Annotated in this window: 13 protein-coding genes and 2 tRNA genes; 7 read left to right on the top strand and 8 right to left on the bottom strand. The window is 70.8% G+C overall.

Going from position 1 to position 17,718, the window contains the following annotated elements:
* Positions 1–7: 7 nt before the first annotated feature.
* A complete protein-coding gene (locus WME82_RS43425; RefSeq protein WP_438040089.1) occupies positions 8–1,204 on the bottom strand; it encodes a penicillin-insensitive murein endopeptidase in 1,197 nt (398 codons plus the stop codon).
* A gap of 329 nt (positions 1,205–1,533) precedes the next feature.
* On the opposite strand from WME82_RS43425, the gene WME82_RS43420 reads away from it, so the two are divergent.
* Positions 1,534–1,607, top strand: a tRNA-Arg gene (locus WME82_RS43420).
* Positions 1,608–1,686: 79 nt separating this feature from the next.
* Positions 1,687–1,762, top strand: a tRNA-Lys gene (locus tag WME82_RS43415).
* A gap of 749 nt (positions 1,763–2,511) precedes the next feature.
* Here the strand turns inward: WME82_RS43415 and WME82_RS43410 are convergent.
* A complete protein-coding gene (locus WME82_RS43410) occupies positions 2,512–3,318 on the bottom strand; it encodes an SDR family oxidoreductase (RefSeq protein WP_438040088.1) in 807 nt (268 codons plus the stop codon).
* 287 nt (positions 3,319–3,605) lie between these two features.
* On the opposite strand from WME82_RS43410, the gene WME82_RS43405 reads away from it, so the two are divergent.
* Positions 3,606–4,055, top strand: coding sequence for a hypothetical protein (locus tag WME82_RS43405; RefSeq protein ID WP_438040087.1), 450 nt, complete (start codon positions 3,606–3,608; stop codon positions 4,053–4,055).
* Positions 4,056–4,242: 187 nt separating this feature from the next.
* On the opposite strand, the gene WME82_RS43400 is transcribed toward WME82_RS43405, so the two are convergent.
* Positions 4,243–4,968 carry a hypothetical protein gene (locus WME82_RS43400; RefSeq protein WP_438040086.1) on the bottom strand — a complete coding sequence of 242 codons (726 nt, stop codon included), beginning with the start codon at positions 4,966–4,968 and terminating at the stop codon, positions 4,243–4,245.
* 358 nt (positions 4,969–5,326) lie between these two features.
* On the opposite strand from WME82_RS43400, the gene WME82_RS43395 reads away from it, so the two are divergent.
* Together WME82_RS43395 and WME82_RS43390 are read left to right on the top strand one after the other, a co-directional pair.
* Positions 5,327–5,533, top strand: coding sequence for a hypothetical protein (locus tag WME82_RS43395; protein WP_437742384.1), 207 nt, complete (start codon positions 5,327–5,329; stop codon positions 5,531–5,533).
* 68 nt (positions 5,534–5,601) lie between these two features.
* A complete protein-coding gene (locus tag WME82_RS43390; RefSeq protein ID WP_438040085.1) occupies positions 5,602–7,017 on the top strand; it encodes a sugar porter family MFS transporter in 1,416 nt (471 codons plus the stop codon).
* Positions 7,018–7,076: 59 nt separating this feature from the next.
* Here the strand turns inward: WME82_RS43390 and WME82_RS43385 are convergent, their stop codons facing one another.
* The 4 genes from WME82_RS43385 to WME82_RS43370 form a co-directional block, all read right to left on the bottom strand.
* Positions 7,077–7,916 carry an SDR family NAD(P)-dependent oxidoreductase gene (locus WME82_RS43385; RefSeq protein ID WP_438040084.1) on the bottom strand — a complete coding sequence of 280 codons (840 nt, stop codon included), beginning with the start codon at positions 7,914–7,916 and terminating at the stop codon, positions 7,077–7,079.
* Positions 7,917–8,310: 394 nt separating this feature from the next.
* On the bottom strand, positions 8,311–10,851 hold the full coding sequence (locus WME82_RS43380; protein WP_438040083.1) for a PAS domain S-box protein: 2,541 nt from the start codon (positions 10,849–10,851) through the stop codon (positions 8,311–8,313).
* Between the two features lie 79 nt (positions 10,852–10,930).
* Complete coding sequence (feoB, locus tag WME82_RS43375; RefSeq protein ID WP_438040082.1) at positions 10,931–12,877, bottom strand: ferrous iron transporter B; 1,947 nt, start codon at positions 12,875–12,877, stop codon at positions 10,931–10,933.
* On the bottom strand, positions 12,874–13,233 hold the full coding sequence (locus WME82_RS43370; RefSeq protein ID WP_438040081.1) for a FeoA family protein: 360 nt from the start codon (positions 13,231–13,233) through the stop codon (positions 12,874–12,876). The genes feoB and WME82_RS43370 overlap by 4 nt, the downstream gene beginning before the upstream one ends.
* 502 nt (positions 13,234–13,735) lie before the next feature.
* Here WME82_RS43370 and WME82_RS43365 point away from each other — a divergent pair.
* Complete coding sequence (locus WME82_RS43365) at positions 13,736–13,954, top strand: heavy-metal-associated domain-containing protein (RefSeq protein WP_437854365.1); 219 nt, start codon at positions 13,736–13,738, stop codon at positions 13,952–13,954.
* Positions 13,955–14,523: 569 nt separating this feature from the next.
* Complete coding sequence (locus WME82_RS43360) at positions 14,524–15,738, top strand: cellulase family glycosylhydrolase (protein WP_438040080.1); 1,215 nt, start codon at positions 14,524–14,526, stop codon at positions 15,736–15,738.
* Positions 15,739–15,770: 32 nt separating this feature from the next.
* On the opposite strand, the gene WME82_RS43355 is transcribed toward WME82_RS43360, so the two are convergent.
* Positions 15,771–17,693 carry a methionine--tRNA ligase gene (locus WME82_RS43355; RefSeq protein ID WP_438040079.1) on the bottom strand — a complete coding sequence of 641 codons (1,923 nt, stop codon included), beginning with the start codon at positions 17,691–17,693 and terminating at the stop codon, positions 15,771–15,773.
* Positions 17,694–17,718: the final 25 nt, after the last annotated feature.

Genomic DNA, 17,718 nt, shown 5'->3' with positions numbered 1-17,718 from the left:
GCGGACGTCAGCGGGGCGCGGGCGGGGCGATCGAGCGACCGCCTGAGGCCGCGCCGGGCGACGCGTTCGCGGCCGCCGGCGCGGCTGTGGCGGGCGCGTTCGCGGCCGCCGGCGCGGCTGCAGTGCGCGCTCCGTCGGTCACCGTCGGCGCCGCCGTGGAAGGCACGCCGTAGATGTCCGTGTCCGTCGCCGCGGGCGCCGCGGTGGCGAGCGGCTGCTTCGCTTCATCGGCGGCGCACGCGGGGCGGGCCAGCGACTCCTCGATGCAGGCGCCGCGCATCGACGGGGGGCACATCACGCGGATGTGGAAGTGGTCGTTGTGCAGGTCGGCGTCCCTCGGGCTCATCATCGCGGCCGCGGCCCGGGCCCGGAGATCTGCCGGGACGCGCTTCTTCGCGGCGTGGGCGAGCAGCCGCGCCCGCAGCGCGTCGGTCACGAAGAGGTATTTGACGCCCGCCTGCCGATCCTCGAGCAGCGCCTGGACGAGCGCCCAGTTGCGCGCGTCGTCGAACCGCGCGCCGGGGAGGCCGATGGCGTTGCCCTCGTCGTCGAACGCCACGAACCGGTCCGTGCGGAGGTTCTTGCCCTTCGAGTTGACGACGTAGAAACCGACGTCGGCGTCGCGCCCTGTCTGGTGGGAGTTGTGCCCGTCGAGCGCGCCGCCCGTCCTGGCCGAGAGGTCGCCGACGAGCAGCGCGGAGTCGCCGTGCTTCTTGGCCACCTGGAAGGCGGCGCGCCGCAGGGTCTTCACGAGCACGGGCAGCCCCCATGTCCTGGCGCCCTCGCGCGTCTTGAGGTGCCTCGACGATCGAAGCCGCACGGCGCCGGTCAGCCGTCCACGGTTGGGAGCGCCCTTCGACAGCAGCTTCCGCTCGTCGGCGTCCTCGGCGGTGCCGCCGCGCTCCGCGCGGGACGCGTCGTCTCGCTTCGCCGCGCGCTTCTTGCCGGCGCGCTCCTGGGCCTTCTCCTTGGATCGGGCGCTGCGCGCCGCCCGCGCGTCACCTTCGCCGTCGGCCGAGCTCCGCCGCGCGGCGCGGCGCTTGTTCTGCGGGCTCTTGCCCGGCTGCTGCTCGGCCGCGGCCGGCTGCGCGCCCGCGGCGGGAGCGCCCTGGGCCGGCGCAGCGAGCGAGAGGGCGAGCAGGAGCGCGGCGATGGGGCCTCGGGACGCAAGGCAGCGCCGGGAGAGCGGGCGGAGCAGCGGCATGGCGGAGCGGACCCTACCTTGCGGCGCCGCGGACAGAGAACTTCTTTCGCAGCCGCGCGGGGCCCGGTGCGGCCGTGCCGGGCCGGGCCAAACGCCGCCGTGTCGGGCCAGGCGCGCGCCCCGAGGGCGCTGCGCTGCCCGCGGCCGGTGCCGGTGGACGGTGCGCTGCCGACCGAGGGAGTCACGGGATGCGCCCGTCGAGCGCGTCCGTCCGGGCTCGGCGAAGGTGGCGGCCTAAAAATTGCGCACCAAGTTGCTACAACGTCTTGACATATCGCCGCCGGTGCGGTTAGAAGCGTTCCGCGAGCCCCGCCGAGGGGCGAGCAGGAGCGCCCGTAGCTCAGCTGGATAGAGCGTCGGACTTCGAATCCGAAAGTCGCCTGTTCGAATCAGGCCGGGCGTGCCGGGCTCAACGGGCGACTCAAGCGTTCCGGCGAGATCCCGGGAGCCGTTCCAGGTTCAGTCAGTTTGACAATTCACTCGGGCCATTAGCTCAATTGGTAGAGCAGTGGACTCTTAATCCATTGGCTGAAGGTTCAAGTCCTTCATGGCCCACCAAGGATACGATGAGGATTTCGCGATCCTCATCAAGACCGAGCTGCTCCGCTGGGCGATTCGTGGACGATTCGCCGAGCGGACGGACCAGCCCGGTCGGCAATCGAGGAAACACCTCTCGCCGACGCCGTCGCGTACCTGCTCGGCCCGCGGATGTGGCCCTCCGTCGTCGTGAACGACGTGTGGCCGTCCCGGCTCTTGAGCTTGAGCAGTCGTCCCCGCGCACGACCATCCAGGTGATCCCGTCGCGCGCAGGTCGTCGAACGTGATCGGCTTCCGCGATCTGTCGTTCGCGAACAGGTCGGGCCGCGCTCGCACGGCGCGAGCCGGAGGAGCTCGTCCGGGTAGAGGTACGCCTCGAATTTCTGGCTCTTCGTGGGAACACGGGCCGGATGGCTCGGCGGCCTTCTGACGAAGAGCATAACAAGAACACGATGAATTCAACCGCAGCTTCTCATGCTCGCGAAGATACTTCTCAGCGCTGGAAGCAGTGTCTCTTGTGAGCGATTGTTCTGCGCGGTTGAGTTGGCGGATGTAGCGTGACATGCGAGGCGTCTCACGATGACCGTTGTCCCAGGGTCACGGCGAGTCGCTATCGGGTGGCGACGGCGGCGAGCCTAGGGCTCGTCGCTCTCACGTACGCGTCCGCTGGATGAAGATGGAGCGATCCAGCCGGCCGGCGTTGAAGACGATCTCGTCGTGCTTTGGCGCGTGCGGGGATCGAGCCGGCGTGAGCCTGTGCGCCGCGCGCCTCAGCTCCTCTTGACGGCGAAGCCGGCGAACGCCTGCATCACGGGCATCAGCTCCAGCCGGTTCACGTTGACGTGCTCCGGGAGCATCGCGCACCACACGACGGACTCGGCGATGTCGTCGGCCGAGAGCGGCTTCACGCCGCGGTACACGGCGGCGGCCTTCTCCTGGTCTCCCTTGAAGCGCACCACCGAGAACTCCGTCTCCGCCATGCCAGGCTCGATGTCGGTGACGCGCACCCGACTGCCGAGGATGTCGGAGCGCAGGTTCAGCGAGAACTGCGCGACGAACGCCTTGCACGCGCCGTAGACGTTGCTCCCGGGGTACGGCGTCTCCGCGGCGACCGAGCCGATGTTGATGATGTGCCCGCGGTCGCGCGCCACCATGCCGGGCAGCAGCGCCCGGGTGCAGTAAAGCAAGCCTTTGACGTTGGTGTCGATCATCTCCTCCCAGTCGTCCAGATTCGCCTGGTGCGCCGGCGACAGCCCGAGCGCGCCGCCTGCGTTGTTGACCAGAACGGCCACCTCGGAGAACTCGGGCGGGAGCTCGGCGATGGCCTTGTCGACCGCGCCGCGGTCGCGGACGTCCAGCCGGATCAGGTGGATCGCCGGCGCGCGCGCGCCAGCCGGGCCGGGGATGCGGCTGTCCGAGAGCTCCGCCGCGAGCGCCTCCAGGCGCTCGTAGCGGCGGGCGGCGAGGACCAGGCGCGCGCCCAGGCCGGCGAAGCGTCGGGCGATGGCGGCGCCGAAGCCGGAGGAGGCACCGGTGATGAAGACGATGGGAGGCTGAGCCGTCGTGGTGGCACTCATTGCGATGTCCTGGGCGGAGCTATATCAGCTGCGCGCGCGCCGAGCGACCTCCGGCGCCCTCGTGCCGCGCGTCCGGGCCGCCGGACATCCTCCTGGAACAACGCGGTGGCGCGGTCGTGGATGCGCTCGTCTCTCCGCCATCCGCCGATGCACATCCCACCTCGGCACGACGCTTGCTCAAATTGCCACGATGCGGCCGAGAGGCTGTGGCACCGGCCAGCCCGGACGCGACGCCCGATGGGGACAGCGGGTTCGCCGTGAAGCAGAGAGGCGATCGAGGTGGCGATATGAAGCACGTTGACATGGGACGACGGATCGACGGCCGGCTAGGGCTCACGCTCGGTCTTCTCGCGAGCATGGCGCTCGCGGGCTGTGGCGGCCCGAGCGAGCAAACCATTCAGGGCACGCGGCTCGCGCCCGGCGCCGACGCGCACATCACCGCCGACATCGACTCCGACGCCGCGACCACACGGCTGCTGGTGAACGTCGTTCACCTCTCGCCGCCCGAGCGGATCGAGGCCGGCAGCACGCACTTCGTCGTCTGGCAGCGCCCGAGCTCCGAGTCCCCGTGGCGACGGGTCGGAGTGCTCGACTACAATGCTGAAAGCCGGAGAGGCAAGCTGGCCGGGATGACCGTGCCGCACGCCGACTTCGAGCTGCTCATCACCGTCGAGAAGCAGAGCAGCCCCCGATCCCCATCGTCTGCCGCCGTCATCGGGCCGACATCGGTCGGGTAGCCAGCAGCCCCCAGCCCCCTGCCTCGACGGCCTTCTACATCAACCCTGCGCGCGCCTCCAGCGACAGCCAGCGACCCGATGTGAAGCACATCGATGTCGAGGCCAGGTCGATCGAGAAGCGCGCGGGGCCATGACACGCGCGTGGAGAGGGAGAGGCCGCTCGCGGCCTCCTCTGCGAGGCCCGGGCTCAGCGCCGAAGCGCCGCCGCCGCGCGCCCCGAGACGGCCGAGCCGCTCGTGACGATCGCCGACCCCAGCGCGAGCAGGGCGACGAGCGTGAGCACCATGGGATGGATGCCGACCAGCGCCAGGATGCCGAGCACGACCGCTCCGGCGCCGACGAGCGACTGCAAGCCGGCGGCGGCCATCGCCGCCTGACGAGCGACGTGGGCGAGGTGCTGGTGCGCGCCGCGCACGTCGAGCGCGCCGAGGTCCGCGGTTGTACCGCCGCTGAGCAGCAGCGCGCCGCCAAAGACGATCACCGCGACCGACGTCAGCGCCCCGGGGGCGAGCCCGAGGAGCGCGAGGATGCCGAGCACGATGCCCGCCGCGCCGCCGACGAGCTCCGCGCCCATGCCGCCGCCGAGCTCGGCGCGCGTGTCCCACTCGACGGGCGCCGTGGTGCGCGTCAAGGCGCCGAAGCGCGAGGCGATCGCGCCGCCGTGCGCGATCAGCGCGGCGCCGAAGACGATCGTGGCGATCGAGGTGAGCTCTCCCGGCATGAACCCCGTCAGTCCCAGGATGGCGAGGACGATCGTCCCCGCGCCGCACACCACCTCGGCGAGCGAGCCGCCGAGCACGATCCGCGGCGCCTCCCTCTCCTCCTCCGGCCTGCGCCGCGCGCCCGATATCGGCGCGATCGGGCTCTCCTGCTGTGTAAACCGTTCACGTTCCTCGGGTCCTGGCGTCTGCATGGTTCCCCCGTTTTGTGGCGTGGCCTCGCCGCGGCCACGCGCCTCTGGCTTGCATGTTCTGCGCCCCGCTGCAGGTCGTCGAGGCGATCCGGGTCCACGGGCTCATCGGTCTCTCGCCGCGTGTCGAACGGGCCGGAGCGCCGCTCGATCGCCGCGGCCGATGACAGCGAGGCGTCGCGTCACCATGTTCCCTCGCGGCCCTCGGGCAGCGCAAACCTCATGCGCTGTCGAAAGGAGCAGCGGCGAACGCCAGGCGAGCGAGCAGACGAGAGGCGCCGGCCGGCGGCCCGAACAGCCGCGCGGGAGCGCCCGTGAACGAACGCTCGTCCGAGGTACATGCCCCGCGTCAGGAGGAGATATGAGCATGCTGCATCTCGAGCTCAGCGAGCGCGAAGCGGATGACACAAGGACGGCCCTCTCGACCCGGCTCGTGGGGATGCGAGACGAGCTGGTCCACACCGACGATCGAGCGTACCGGGCGGACCTGAAGGCGATGATCGAGCGGCTCGAGGTGGTGCTCGGCCGCCTCGAAGCGATCGTGGCGGCGCCGACGGCGGCGCCGTAGCTGGTCATGCCGGCGCTCGTCGACGCGCCGGGGCGGCCGGCGGCACGGTTCGTGGTTCACCGGGGGGCATGGCAGAGCCCGCGGCGCAGCAGGGGGATGGACGCGGCGAGAGGCCCCTCTCGACGGTACGGATCGCCCTGATCGCGTCCGTCGCCGCGCTGGGAGGCTTCCTGTTCGGGTTCGACACCGCCGTGATCAACGGCGCCGTCGGCGCGCTGGAGAGGGTATTCACAGCGCACCCGGGGACCGTGGGCCTGTCCGTGTCCTCGGCGCTGCTCGGCGCGGCTGCCGGCGCGGTGCTCGCGGGCAAGCTGGCCGACCGTTACGGCCGGACGCGGACGATGATCGCGACCTCCCTGCTGTTCGTCGTCAGCGCGGCGGGCTCGGGGGCGGCGATCTCGCCCTGGGACTTCAGCGCGTGGAGGGTGCTCGGCGGCATGGCCATCGGGGCGGCCAGCGTCGTCGCTCCCGCCTACATCGCGGAGATCGCCCCGGCCCACCTGCGCGGCCGCCTCGGATCGCTCCAGCAGCTCGCGATCGTGCTCGGCATCTTCGTCGCCCTGCTCGGCGATTACGCCATCGCGACGTCCGCGGGCTCGGCGACGAGCCCGTTCTGGCTCGGGGCACAGGCCTGGCGATGGATGTTCTGGAGCGCCATCCCACCGGCGCTCCTCTACGGGCTCGGCGCGCTGCTGATCCCCGAGTCCCCGCGCCACCTCGTGGCGAGGGGGCGTGTGGACGAGGCGCTCGCCGTGCTCCGTGGCCTCCTCGGCGCGTCCGCCCGGACGAAGCTCGTCGAGATCCAGAGGACGCTCTCGTCCGAGCGTCGGCCCAGGCTCGCGGACCTGCGGGGGCGCGCTGGGTTGCTCCGCATCGTCTGGATCGGCATCGGCCTCTCGGCGTTCCAGCAGCTCGTGGGCATCAACGTCATCTTCTATTACTCGAGCGTCCTCTGGCAGGCGGTCGGGTTCTCCGAGCGAAGCTCGCTTGCCATCACGGTCGTCACCGGCGTCACGAACATCGTGACCACCCTCGTCGCCATCGCGACCGTCGACCGCCTCGGGCGCAGGCCGCTGCTCATCGCGGGATCCATCGGCATGACGCTGACGCTCGGCGCCATGGCGGCCGTGTTCGGCGCCGCGGGCGAGGACGCCGCGGGCAACCCCGCCCTGACGGGCGCCGCCGGCCCCGCCGCGCTGCTCGCCGCCAACCTGTATGTCTTCTGCTTCGGGGCGTCCTGGGGGCCGGTGACCTGGGTGCTGCTCGGCGAGATGTTCGAGAACCGCATCCGCGCCCTCGCCCTCTCGATCGCGGCCGCCGCGCAATGGCTGGCGAACTTCCTCGTGAGCGCGACCTTCCCCGCGCTCAAGGCGACCGGCCTGGGCATCGCCTACGGGCTCTACACCGCCGCCGCGGCGGCCTCGCTGGTGTTCGTCGTCGCCTTCATCCCCGAGACGAAGGGCAAGGAGCTCGAGGAGATGTGATGCGCGCCCGCGTGGCGAGAGGAGACGTGTGTCAGCGAGGCGCGGCTGTCTCGAGAACCTCAGCGGGCGGCGAACTCCCGCTCGTGGATGGATCGCACCTTCTCCAGCACCCTCGGGCCATGCTCTCGGAACGGGAGATCCATCGCGCGGTCCTTCTTCAAATAGACGCCCGAGAGGTCCCGGTTCGCGCCGAACGCCGCCTCGTAAAGCCGCGAAGCCCCCTCGCTCGGGGGCGGGAACAGGAACCTCATCAGCGGCTCCACGTAAAACGGCAGCCCCGACCGCTTTCCCTTCCTCAGCGTGTTGTTGGGCCCAGGATCCACGCTCCGGATCTTGATCCCATCCCCCGCGAGCAGCGGCGCCACCTCACGCGTCCAGAGGGAGAGCGCGAGCTTGGAGGTCGCGTAGGGACCAAAGAGCTGCTTGAACGACGCCGGGCGCTCCAGGGCGTCCGGGTCGAAGCGCCTCGTCATCTTGAACGCATTGGAGGAGGTGTTCACGACCGTCTTCAAGTCCCCTCTCCGCAGCAGCCCTCTGAGCTCCATCGCGATGACATACGGCACCACCGCCTGGAGCTCGAAGTGCAGCTCTCGGCCTTGCCTGGAGAAGGTCAGCTCCGGGACGCTGCCGCCAGCGTTGTTGAACAGCACGTCGATCTTCTCTTCGCTCGCCTTGATCGCGCCGAGCACCCGCCTGAGGCCCTCGAAATCGGACAGATCCGCCTTGTGGACACGGAGCCTCCGGCGCTCGATGCCCTCCCGGATCAGCGGATCGTCCTCGGGGAACCCCGAGCGGTTCAGCGCGATGACCTGAAAGCCCTCCGACAGCAGACGACGCGTGAGCTCGAGCCCAATACCGTGGTTTGCGCCCGTGATGAGCGCGACCTTGTCGTGTTCCATGGTGTTTCTCGTGGATCCTGTGAGGGCCGCCTCCCCCGCATCCTCCGACGGACAACGGCCGTGGGCGCGCCGATCGCTCGATCCGACCGCGGGCGCGCCGAAATATCGGTATCGCTGCAAAGCGGCCTCCCGCGATGCGCCCGCGCGCGAGGGCCCCTGTGCGCGACGGCCGCGCCGAGGCCTCGGTCGTCGCTCGAGGCGACGGCGATGGATGGACTCCGTACCTGGGAAGGCGCGCTCCTCCGCCCAAGATCGCTCCCATCGGCGGGGAGCCGCGACAGGGAAAGAATGTGCGACTCAGTGGCATTTGTCAAGGAGAGGCACCAGGACGTCGCGATCTCTCCTGATGGCTGTCTCGAGCGGCACGGCGGAGCGTCAGGTCCGCGCTTCGTCGCTACGGCAGCGGCAGCGTGAACTGGAAGGTCGTCCTCCCGGGCGCGCTCTCCGCCCAGATCCGCCCCCCGTGGGCCTCGACGAGCCCCCGCACGATGTAGAGCCCGAGGCCCAGCCCGGCGGCGCCTCCTGCCTTCGCCTCGCGCGTCCGGTAATAGCGGGTGAAGAGTCTCGGCACATCGTCCGGCGCGATGCCATTCCCCTCGTTCTCGACGGCCACGAGCACCGCGCCGCTCCGCCGCTCCACCGCGATCCTGATCGGCGTCTCGGGCGCGCCGTACTTGGCCGCGTTGGACAGCAGGTTGGTGAGCACCTGCTCCAGGCGCCCGGGATCGGCCAGGAGCGGCGGGACCCCGTCCAGCACCTCGACGTCGACCCGATGTCCCCTCATCGCGTCCGCCGTCCGCTCCACCGTCGCCCGGATGAGCGCCGGGAGATCGACCTCGGCGTGCTTGAGATCCAGCCGGTGCGACTCGAGGCGGGAGACGTCGAGCAGATCGTCGATCATCCGGTTGAGCTGCGTCGCGCTGGCCAGGATGTGCTGTGCCTTGTCGCTGGACTGCGATTGCTTCGAGAGCATGGTGGCCTTGAGGACGATCGTGGTGATCGGCTGACGCAGGTCATGGGCGATGATGCTGGTCCACTCCTCGCGCATCCGCGCGAGCTCCTTCAACGGGCTGATGTCCTCGGCGGCGACGATGGCCCCGGTGATCTTCCCCGCGCTGTCGCGGAGGGGCGCGGCGGCGACGAAGAATGTCCGGCACGAGCCGTCCTTCCTGGCGACGATGAGCTCCTCCCCGGTGATCGTCTCGCCGCGCAGCGCCCGGCTCGACGGCAGCTCGTCCAGCGTCAAGGCGGTGCCGTCCGGGTGCCGCACGCGACCGACGCACTCACTCCGCTCCTCCGCGCCCCCCGTGAGATCTCGCCCGTGCGGGTTGGCGATCAGGCGCTCTGGGTCGTTTCGATCGATGAGCAGGAGCGGGATGGGCGCGCTGTCGAAGACCGTTTGCAGCGTCCTCCGCTCGGCGTCCAGCTGCGCGAGCAGGCGCTCCCGCTCCTCCTCGGCCTGCTTGCGCGCCGTCACGTCCTCCACCTGGGCGATGTAGTGAATGGGCGCGCCGTCCGCCCCGTGCACGACGGACACGTGCAGGATGACGGGGATGACCCTTCCATCCTCGTGGATGTAACGTTTGGCGAGCTGATAGCGCGGGATCTCGCCGCGCCTCAGCCGCTCGACCAGGCCGACGTCGGTGTCCACGTCGTCGGGGTGGGTGATGTCCTGGAAGCGGAGCTTCGAGAGCGCTTCCGCCGAGTAGCCCACGATCTCGCAGTAGGCGCGGTTGACGCGGATGAACCCTCCATCGAGCCCGACGATGGCCATGCCGATGGGCGCGTTCTCGAAGGTGAGCCGGAAGCCCTCCTCGCTCTCGCGCAGCGCCTGCTCCATCTGCTTGCGCTCGGTCATGTCGCGCCCCTCGGGGATGAGCATCACGACCCTGCCGCGGTCGTCGGTGATGGGCTTGATGGAGAAATCGATCCAGCGCCGCCCGGTCGCTCCGATCACGTCGATCTCGTCCCGCACGAGCCGGCCCGTCGCGGCCTCGGCGACGGCGGCGCGGACGCGCTCCCTGTGCTCGGGATGCCACCCCGTCAGCTCCCAGAACGGCCGGCCGATCGTCTCTGCCTCCGTGGCCCTGCAGAACTCGAGAGCGGTGCGGTTGTTCTCCAGGACGATGCCCTCCGGCGAGAGCAGGCCGACAAACTGGAGGGCCCCGTCGAAGATCGCCCGAAAGCGCTCCTCTCTCTCCCGGAGCGCCCTCTCCAGGTGACTCGCGCGTCGGAGCTCCTGGGCCACGCGGTCTGAGGTCCGCGCGCTCCCCTCGCGCGCGAGGGCGCTGTCCAGGCCGATCGCGAAGAGCGCGGCGAGCGCGCCGAGATCGACGCCGGCGCAAGGGTAAGGGCGGGGCAGGCAAAACGAGAGGACACCAAGGCAGCGATCGCGGACGCGGAGGGGCATCGAGACCGCGCTCTGTGCGTCGGTCCGCGCGCAGAGCTCTCGCGTCATGGACGGACCCGGATCGAGCGAGCGCGCATCGCTCATCACCTGAACCCGACCCGAGCTCGCCGCCCATTCATCGAGCAGCGGCGCGCCCCGCGCCACCCGCGCGAGGCAGAGGCGGATGTCGGCGGGCACGTGGCGGTGGGAATGGAGCCCGAGCTCGCCGGTGTCCTCGGAGGTCAGAAGCAAGTAGGCAGCGCGAGCGCCGAGCTCCATCGCCTGGTCGAGCAGGAGCGCAGCGAGCTCGTCGAGATCGGCCACGCGCGCGATGCGGGGCGCCGCGCGCGCCATGAGCTCGCCCGGCGCCGGGTAAACCTCGCGGCGAGCGCATGGGCTGAGAGAGGCCGTGCAGGCGACCTCCTCGTCGCGGCCGATCGACGCCTCGATCTCTTCTGCCGATAACGTGACCCCCACCGGAATCGACCCATTGTTGCACGAGAGGCGCGCCGCCTGAAGGGTCGACGCGGTCAGGTCCCTCGGCATGACTTCCTCGGATGCCGATCTGTTCCTGCTCGCCAGGGCCAGGAGCGCCGGCGCGCGCCGCTCCCTCCGCGGCGCCGCCTCACGGCATCCCGAGCAGCCCGCTCCCCTGGTAGACGACGAGCGCCGCGACGTACGCCGCCGCGTAAGTGTAGGCGAGGACGAACGCGGGCCAGCGCCACGACTTCGTCTCGCGCCGGATCGCCGCCACGGTGCTCATGCACTGGCAGGCCAGGACGAAGAACGCGAGCAGCGCGAGCCCGGTGCGCGACGAGTACGCGAGCGCCCCGTCCGGGCGCCTCGCCTCGCGGATCTGCTCGGCGAGCGGCGCGGGCTCGTCGTCGGCGTCCTCGACGCCGAAGATGACCCCCATCGTCCCGACCATGACCTCGCGCGCGCCGAACGAGCCGATGAGGCCGACGTTGATGCGCCAGTCGAACCCGAGCGGCGCGGTCACCGGCTCGAGCGCGCGCCCCACGCTGCCGGCGATGCTCGCCTCGAGCGATGTCGCCGCGCTCTCGGCCGCGGCGGCCGGAGGCTCGTGCGGCGCGGCGCCCGGCATGGGGACCTTCAAGAGCACCCACAGCACGGCCGAGACGGCCAGGATCACGGTCCCGACGTCGCGCGTGAACCGCCACGCCGCCTGGCCCGCCTTGCGGACCACGAGCCGCGGCTCGGGGCTGCGGTACGCCGGCATCTCGAGCACCATCGGGAGCGAGCGCCCGCGGGTCGCCGTGCGCCGTAGCAAGAGCGAGGCGACGAGCCCGGAGAAGATGCCGGAGACGTAGAGCGCGACGAAGAGCAGCGCCTGCACCCAGGCGCCGTGGGCCGCGAAGAAGGTCGTCAGGAGGAGCGCGTAGGTCGGGATCCGCGCCGAGCAGGCCATGAGCGGCAGGACGAGGATCGCCGTGAGCCGCTCGCGCGGGTCGCGCAGGATGCGCGTGGCGTGCACGGCGGGCACCGCGCACGCGTGCCCCATCAGCAGCGGGAGGAACGCCCGGCCGCTGAGCCCCATCAGCTGGAGCAGGCGGTCGACGAGGAAGGCGCCGCGCGCGAGGTACCCGCTCGCCTCGAGCAGCTCCATGGCGATCGTGAGGATCACGATCTGCGGCATGAAGGCGAGCACCGTCCCCGCCCCGCCGAGCAGGCCGTCGACGACGAACGAGGCGGCGAGCCCCCCGCCGAGGGCGCGGGACACGAGGCTGCCGAGCTCACCGATCGCCGCGTCGAGCGCCTCGGTGACCGGGGTGGCCACGAGGAACACGGCGGCGAACAGGAGCGCCATGAGCCCGAGGAACAGCACCGGGCCGGCCGCCGGGTGGAGCAGCACGGCGTCCGCGCGCGCGGTGAACGTCCTCCGTCGCTCCGCGGCGGCGTCGCGGCGCGGCGGCTCGACGTACGCGCCGCGCGCGACCTCATCCGGATCCCACGCCGCGGCGCCGGGGGGCTCCACGGCGCCCGACGCGATCGCGTCGAGCCGCGCGGCCGCCGCGTCGAGCACCACGCCCCGCGCGGCCGGGTCCCTCGCGCTCACGAGCAGCACGGGCAGGCCGATGGCGCGCTCGAGGGCGCCGACGTCGAGCCCGCGCCCCTCGCCCTCGAGCACGTCGCGCTGCGTGGCGACGACGAGCGGGGCGAGCCCGCGCCGCACGAGCTCGCGCGTGAGCCGCAGGCCGAGCGCGAGCTGCGTGGCGTCCACCACCTGGACGACGAGGCGCGGCCGCTCGCCCTCGCCGGTGCGGTCGAGGAAGCGGCGCGCGACGCCCTCGTCCGTCGCCGGATCGACGACGGCCTCGATCGAGTAGAGCCCGGGGAGATCCGCGATCGTCGCGACGGCCCCGCCCGCGAGGCGGACGTCGGCCGTGAGGATGTCGACCGTGATCCCCGGGAAGTTGCCGACGTGCGCGCTGCCGCCGGTCAGCCGGTTGAACAGCGACGATTTGCCCGAATTCGGCCGCCCGAGCAGCGCGATGAGCGGCCGCTCTGTCGACGTCGGGAGGCGCTCCGTGCCTGCATGGCAGGCGGTCATCCGACCCGCCTCTGCGAGGGCAGGGGCGCCACCAGGATCGAGCGCGCGAGCGTCGCGTTGATCGCGAGCTCCCCGCCCGACCCGGTGCGCACGTGGAGCGGCCCGCCGAACGCCGCGCGCCGGATCGACGTGAGCGTCTGGCCGGGGCCGAGCCCCATCGCGCCGAGCCACCCGGCGAGCTCGGCGTCGAGGCCGACCTCGACAACGACCACGCGCTCACCGGCGCGCACCTCCGAGAGCGGACCCGCGGGAGCTGCGGCGCCGGCGTGCGCCGGGGTATCCGTGCCGGCCACGCGGCCGGCCGAGTCCACGTCGGGGAAGGTCACGTCAAGTTGGGGAGGAACGCTGGAAACCATGGGTCCTGCCAGATTTTGAAAATCAATTTCAAATCTGATACCATTGTGAACGGGTTCGGCCGGGATGTCGAGCGTCTCTCGACCCGCTGCCGTGGCGACTGGCCGCTCTGGCGTGGCCGCGACGCCTGTTCTCCTGTTCCTGCCCAGGGGGCCAGCCCTTCCAGGTCCTGGAGATAGCCGCGCCGCTCCTCGCTCTGGAGCCCGGCACACCCTCGATCCGCTCTCCGGCGAGCGGTCGCCGCGCGTTGGCCGAGGCCGCGGAGGGGAGCGCGCGAGGCATTCGGGTCGAGCGAGCCATCCGATTCACCGGGCAGCGGCGGAGCCTCGGCCAGAGCGATGGCGGTCCGCGGATTGTCCTCCAGGGGCCCCTTCTACCATGGGTGCGGGACGCGAGCGCCTCGCGGTCCTCCATAGCAGACCCGCCGCTGCTCGGGGTGTAATGAACCCCGATGGCTGCGTCTCCGAAGGTGAGCGGCCCGCGGGTCGCCGAAAGGAAGACGCCATGAAAGAGACCATGCTCCAGGTGGACGGGATGAGCTGCCCGTCCTGCGTCCGCCACATCGACAGCGCGCTTCGCGAGCTCGGCGGCGTGGCCAAGGTCGACGTGCGCCTGCGCGAGGGCACCGTCGTGGTGCAGCACGATCCGGCGAGCGCGCCCGTTCCCGCCCTCGTCGAGGCCGTGCGCGGGGCTGGCTACGGCGTGCGCCCGCGCGCCGCCTGAACGCGCGCAGCGCCCCCGGCGCGTTGTCTCGTGACAGCGCATCGCGCCATGAGATCTCCCATGCCGCGCTCGACGCTGCAGTGAAATATTTACCGGTTAATTCAAGCGGGGGCCAGCGCGCGCATGTGGCCGTCCCCACGAGCTTCGAAGCGCGCTCGCCCCTCGGACATCTCGGCCCCGTGGCGCCCATCGAGTCGCTGGACAATGAACCGATTAAGTGGTTTCCTGTCCGCGCTTCCCGCGTGCCTCGGGCCATGTCGTAGGCGTCGGTTGTGAGCCCCGGTCCGCGGTTTCTTGGTTTCTTCATTCTCGTGGGCCCGCGGACGGAATAGGTCCTCTCCTCGCCGCGGGTTCCTCCCAGGCCTGGCCATGCAGGGCGTCATTGGCGCGCTGCCCGCGCCGCTGCGCGGCGTGCAGGACCTGTTCGACCTGCAGAACGAGAAGGGTTCACCGTGCGGTCACGCAGGGTCGAAGCCGGACGTCGCCAGGTGCAATCAGGGGAGAGGCAGAAGGAGATCACGATGCGCGTTCTTCACGGGTCTTTGGCTGGTTGGACCGGAGCAGCCCTCATGGCGCTGGGCCTCTCCGCGGGATGCGGAGACGACTCGGACGACCCTCAGGGCTCGGGGCAGGAGACGACCGGAGCGGGTGGCGGCGCATCGGGCGCGGGCGGGGGGGCCACCGGAGCCACGTCCGGCGCCGATGGCACCACGTCGAGCAGCGGCGCCACGTCCGGCGCCGGCGGCGCCGCCTCGGGCAGCGGGGCCACGTCCGGCGCCGGCGGCGCCGCCTCGAGCAGCGGCGCCACATCCGGCGCTGGCGGCGCCACCTCGGGCGCGGGCGCCGGCGGGGGTGACCAGGAGTCGACGGGGTTCTCGGTGCGCGGCCGCTTCCTCTACGACCGCTGCGGAGAGAAGGTGCTGCTCCGGGGCATCAACGAGATGGTCGTGTGGCTGTCGTCGGGGCCCGACGGCCTGCCGGAGTTCGCGGAGATCGCGAAGACCGGCGCCAACGCGGTGCGGATCGTCTGGCTCGCCACGGAGTCCGCGGCGGGCCTCGATCAGGCCATCACGAACGCGCTCGCGCAGAAGCTCATTCCGATCGTCGAGCTCCACGACGCCACGGGGAAATGGGATCTCCTGCCGAGCCTCGTCGACTACTGGACGAGAGCGGATGTCGTCGCCGTGATCAAGAAGCACGAGCAGAATTTGCTCGTCAACATCGGCAACGAGGTCGGGGACCAGGTGGACAACGCGGCGTGGGAGGCGGGCTACAAGCAGGCCATCACCCGGATGCGCGGCGCCGGCATCACGGTCCCGCTCGTGATCGACGCCTCCAAGTGGGGGCAGAACATCGACCAGCTGCAGGCCGTCGGCCCCGCGCTCGTGAAGCACGACCCGAACATCCTGCTCAGCGTCCACATGTGGTGGACGGACGGCAGCGGGGCCACGATCACGAAAGAGCTGCAGGAGTCCGTGGCGCTGAACCTGCCTTTGATGGTCGGTGAGTTCGCGCAGCACGCCGTGTACGAGTGCGGCAAGCACCCGTTCGATTACAAGACGCTCCTGGCCAGGAGCGTCGAGCTCGAGGTGGGGTGGCTCGCCTGGTCGTGGGGCGCCGTCAAGAACAGCGACTGTCAGAGCGACGGGCCGTTCGACATGACGAGCAACGGGACCTTCGCGGGGCTCACCGGCTGGGGTCGCGAGGTCGCGGTGACCGATCCGAACAGCATCCAGAACACCTCGGTGCGCCCGCGCTCGATCGAGACCGGATCGTGCAGGTAGGCGTGGCGATGGCTCCCTGACCTCTCGCGCCGCTACTCCTGCGGTACCGGCGCGAAGTAGACCTGCTTGGGACCGATGGCGTGCCCGGCGGGGATCGGGGTGCCGAGCTCCTCGAGGCGGAAGACCTCCGGTGGGAGCCGGAGCGACTCCCGCAGCCGATCCATCGTGGCCGGGACGAACGGGTAGAGCATGATCATCAGGTTCTTGAGCACGTAGAACGAGGAGAAGAGGGCGTCGCGGCGGCCCTCCTCCGGGTGCCGATCGTCGTGCGGCTTGAACTGCGCGAAGAGGCTGTTGATGACGCGCGCGTAGTTCTCGATCTCGAAGAGCAGCGTCGGGTAGTCGGCGCGATCCATCGCGCGCACGTAGCGCTGGACGATGCGCAGGGTGTCCGAGGCGACCTTGTCGAGCAGCGCGCCGTGGGGCACGCGCCCATCGAACTTCGAGTGCGCCGCGGAGATCGGCCGCTCGAACGCCGCGTTGAGCGGCCCGGCGAGGAACCGGTTGCGCTCGTCGAGCTTGGCGAAATCGAAGTTCGACGGCTTCTCCGCGAGGCCGAGCAGCGCCAGATAATAACGGATCTGGTCCGCTGAATACCCCTTCTCGTCGAGGAGCTGATCGGCGGTGAAGAAGTTTCCGCGCGACTTGCTCATCTTCTCGCCCCCGACGAGCAGGTGGAAGCACCCGAGGACGTCGGTGAGCTGCAGCTCGCCGGCCGCCGGCAGCCGGCGCGGATCGGGCTGCGTACCGAGCCACATCGCGCCCTGCATGAGCACGTAGAAGAAGACGTTATCCTGGCCGAGGAACTGGTAGATCCTGGCCTCCGGATCGCACCAGAAGTCCACGTACCGGGCCGGATCGACGCCCCTCCGGGCGAGCGCGACCTGCGAGAAGGCGATGGGCGCGATCAGCGAGTCGGGCCAGACATAGAGCGTCTTGCCGCAGAGCTCCGGATCGAGATCCACCGGCAAGGAGAGCCCCCAGGCGACGTCGCGGGTGATGGCGCGGTGAGCCCAGTCCTCGACGGGCTCGCTGGGGACGCCGTGGCGCGAAAGGGCGGCGCGCGCCTCCTCCATCTCCGGCTTGCTGCCGAGCTGCAGCAGGACCTTGCGATCCTGCGTGAACTTCGCCTTGTGCTTCGGCAGCGACGCCTTGATCTCCTTGTACGCTGGGGCGAGGTCGGCCTCGAAGCGGAGCGAAGGCATCACGGTGTTCAGCACGTCCGCGAGCACCGCCGGGCGCCACGCGCCCTGCTTGCCCTGGATCCAGCCCCGGAGCGCCTCGGACACGGCCCACATGTCGAGCCACCAGTGCGCGGTGTCGCGCATCACCGGCGTGGCGTCGCTGAGCGCGCTGCGCGGACTGCCGAGCTGTGAGGGCGAGTGCTGGTGACCGCAGCGATCGCACTCATCGCTGTACGCGTCCGCGTTGTCGCACTTCGGGTTGGGGCAGCGCCCGCGCACGAAGCGGTCGGGGAGGAAGCACTGGAGCTCCGGATCGAACCACTGGCTGCTCGTGCGCTTCTCCAGCAGGCCGTTCTCGTGCAGGCGCCTCAGGAAGCGGTGCGCGAGCTCCTGCTGAATCGGGAGGCACTCCGGCCGCGAGGTCCCCGAGTAGACGTCGAGATCGATGTCATACCGCCGGAGGCTCGCGTGCTGCTTCTCGTGGATGCCGTCGATGAACTCGCGTATCGACACACCGGCCTGCCGCGCCGCGATCTGGCTGGCGGAGCCGTGATCATCGGTGCCGCAGACGAAGAGGACGTTCTCGCGGCCGATCACCAGGCCCAGCCACCGCGCGTGGATGTCCGCAGGGACGTGCGCCCCCGCGAGGTGCCCAAGGTGCAACATCCCGTTGGCGTAGGGCATGCCTGCGGTGACGACCGCCCGCCTGGGCCTGCGAACCTGGCGGAGGACCGATGCGACGTCGGTCGGGGCGCCGTGATAAGATGCCATCGAAGCTCGCTATACCCCAGCGGGC

Origin of the sequence: Sorangium sp. So ce128, from assembly GCF_051525245.1 — a bacterium.
Classification (GTDB): domain Bacteria; phylum Myxococcota_A; class Polyangia; order Polyangiales; family Polyangiaceae; genus Sorangium; species Sorangium cellulosum_B.
This window is presented reverse-complemented; position numbering and strand designations above follow the sequence as displayed.

What these genes read in the sequence shown, in the direction of transcription:
- WME82_RS43385 (WP_438040084.1), bottom strand. Translation starts at nt 7,916, where the DNA reads ATGGAACACGACAAGGTCGCGCTCATCACGGGCGCAAACCACGGTATT.
- feoB (WP_438040082.1), bottom strand. Translation starts at nt 12,877, where the DNA reads ATGACCGCCTGCCATGCAGGCACGGAGCGCCTCCCGACGTCGACAGAG.
- WME82_RS43400 (WP_438040086.1), bottom strand. Translation starts at nt 4,968, where the DNA reads ATGCAGACGCCAGGACCCGAGGAACGTGAACGGTTTACACAGCAGGAG.
- WME82_RS43390 (WP_438040085.1), top strand. Translation starts at nt 5,602, where the DNA reads ATGGCAGAGCCCGCGGCGCAGCAGGGGGATGGACGCGGCGAGAGGCCC.
- WME82_RS43395 (WP_437742384.1), top strand. Translation starts at nt 5,327, where the DNA reads ATGAGCATGCTGCATCTCGAGCTCAGCGAGCGCGAAGCGGATGACACA.
- WME82_RS43370 (WP_438040081.1), bottom strand. Translation starts at nt 13,233, where the DNA reads ATGGTTTCCAGCGTTCCTCCCCAACTTGACGTGACCTTCCCCGACGTG.
- WME82_RS43425 (WP_438040089.1), bottom strand. Translation starts at nt 1,204, where the DNA reads ATGCCGCTGCTCCGCCCGCTCTCCCGGCGCTGCCTTGCGTCCCGAGGC.
- WME82_RS43380 (WP_438040083.1), bottom strand. Translation starts at nt 10,851, where the DNA reads ATGCCGAGGGACCTGACCGCGTCGACCCTTCAGGCGGCGCGCCTCTCG.
- WME82_RS43405 (WP_438040087.1), top strand. Translation starts at nt 3,606, where the DNA reads ATGAAGCACGTTGACATGGGACGACGGATCGACGGCCGGCTAGGGCTC.
- WME82_RS43355 (WP_438040079.1), bottom strand. Translation starts at nt 17,693, where the DNA reads ATGGCATCTTATCACGGCGCCCCGACCGACGTCGCATCGGTCCTCCGC.
- WME82_RS43365 (WP_437854365.1), top strand. Translation starts at nt 13,736, where the DNA reads ATGAAAGAGACCATGCTCCAGGTGGACGGGATGAGCTGCCCGTCCTGC.
- WME82_RS43360 (WP_438040080.1), top strand. Translation starts at nt 14,524, where the DNA reads ATGGCGCTGGGCCTCTCCGCGGGATGCGGAGACGACTCGGACGACCCT.
- WME82_RS43410 (WP_438040088.1), bottom strand. Translation starts at nt 3,318, where the DNA reads ATGAGTGCCACCACGACGGCTCAGCCTCCCATCGTCTTCATCACCGGT.